Consider the following 1,554-nt stretch of genomic DNA (forward strand, 5'->3'; position numbering starts at 1 on the left):
CATCGTCTGATGTATTGCAAAAATTAGCTTCTGTATTAGGAACTAGCACCGATTATTTAATGAACGGCAAAACAGGGCAAGTAGAAGCGCAACTAACCGATATGGAACTTATAAAACAGTTTCAGGAAGTAGAAAAACTAAACCCTGAGGAAAAACATCTTGTAAAAACTTTTCTTGATGCTTTCATAACAAAAAAGAAAATTCAGCAATTAGCTCAATAAAAATTTCGCTGTAAAGCATAAAAAAACAGGCAATTTGCCTGTTTTTTTATGCTTTATTTTACTATGTAAGTACAGATGCAAATCTGCGTATCGATCTTTTTTATTATCTATTTTTGTAAATTTTTATCAATTAACACATACTTGCCTGAATGATCATTTTGCATTATGTAATAATTATTTTTGAAAAAGAAGTACATAACACTTTGTTTAACATCTAAACTTAGATTGTTTGTTATGTAAAATTTATCTTTAATCTTAGAATTTTCACAATATGTCTTTTTAAAATAATCTAATCCTTTATTATTGTACTCATTTAATACGTTTTTATCTAACTCAAAAGTAAATATAGAATTTTTAATCAAATCCGATTTTGACAATAGATTACCATTTAGCACTTTGATTAAAAAACTGTCAAAATCTTTGTAATCTTTATAATATTTTTCTTTGATAGAATACAACTGTCTCAAACTAGTTATGTATACAGTATCATTTTTATTAATAAAAATCATTAAGGATTCATTGTATAATGGCAAATCAAAATTTTCATCATTTGACAAATTCTCAATAAATCTATTTTCATTTGCTAATTCTTTTTTGCAAGCAAAGAGCGAAAAAAGCAAAACAATTGTAGCTAATAACTTGATTCTATTACGGTTCATTTTTAACTTGTTTATTGTTTTGTGGATTAGCTAATTTTTTTGGGTCTATTTTTTTTCCTCCATACGTTGTATTTGGTGCTTTTCCTTCTGTTTTACGCGCAAGGTTTTCATTATAAACTGCTCTGATTTCCGCAGGATCATTCTCATCACTACCTCTAGCATTATCTTGCATATTCCCAATATCGTGATCAAATTGATGTCTCATTTCGTGAGCAACTACACCTAAATCACTCTTCTCTCCATCATATTCAATATCAAAATCATATTCAGTTTGTGTACTTGCAGGTTTACCAAAAGAAGAATTATCACGCTCTAAAGTAGAAACAGCATTTTCTTTATTTGGACTTTGTTCTACGTAATGTGTTTTATCACTTTTCTCTAAAGTATGTAATTGATTTTTAAGTATTTTATCATTTGACTTTTCAATAGCTCTGTAAGCTGTTAAAACTTTATACATTGTTTTACTTACACCCTCTTTACCTGGATTATATCTTTTGCCGTTCTCGTGATAAAAATTTCCATTCCTATACTTAAATTGCTCTTTTATGGAACCATTATCGTTTCTTGTTAAAAATATGATATCTCTACCATCAGGATCGATTGCATTTATCGGATTATCAGCTACATAAACGTAAGGACTTATGTTCGGATACTTCTCCGCCAACGGGTCAACA

Annotated in this window: 2 protein-coding genes and 1 pseudogene; 1 reads left to right on the forward strand and 2 read right to left on the reverse strand. The window is 28.8% G+C overall.

The features are described from left to right. The coding region (locus tag D0817_RS26140) for a hypothetical protein (protein ID WP_438590679.1) at nt 1–221 on the forward strand (221 nt) is incomplete at its 5' end. Between the two features lie 107 nt (nt 222–328). On the opposite strand, the gene D0817_RS24545 is transcribed toward D0817_RS26140, so the two are convergent. Both D0817_RS24545 and D0817_RS26325 read right to left on the reverse strand, forming a co-directional pair. Then, the gene (locus D0817_RS24545; protein ID WP_127340976.1) at nt 329–880 is read right to left on the reverse strand and encodes a hypothetical protein; all 552 of its coding nucleotides are present in this window, start codon (nt 878–880) and stop codon (nt 329–331) included. Beyond that, nucleotides 870–1,554: pseudogene (locus D0817_RS26325) on the reverse strand (hypothetical protein); the annotation flags it as partial. The pseudogene D0817_RS26325 and the gene D0817_RS24545, both read right to left, overlap by 11 nt.

This window comes from Flavobacterium cupreum (assembly GCF_003996965.1).
Classification (GTDB): Bacteria; Bacteroidota; Bacteroidia; order Flavobacteriales; family Flavobacteriaceae; genus Flavobacterium; species Flavobacterium cupreum.

What these genes read in the sequence shown, in the direction of transcription:
- D0817_RS24545 (WP_127340976.1), bottom strand. Translation starts at nt 880, where the DNA reads ATGAACCGTAATAGAATCAAGTTATTAGCTACAATTGTTTTGCTTTTT.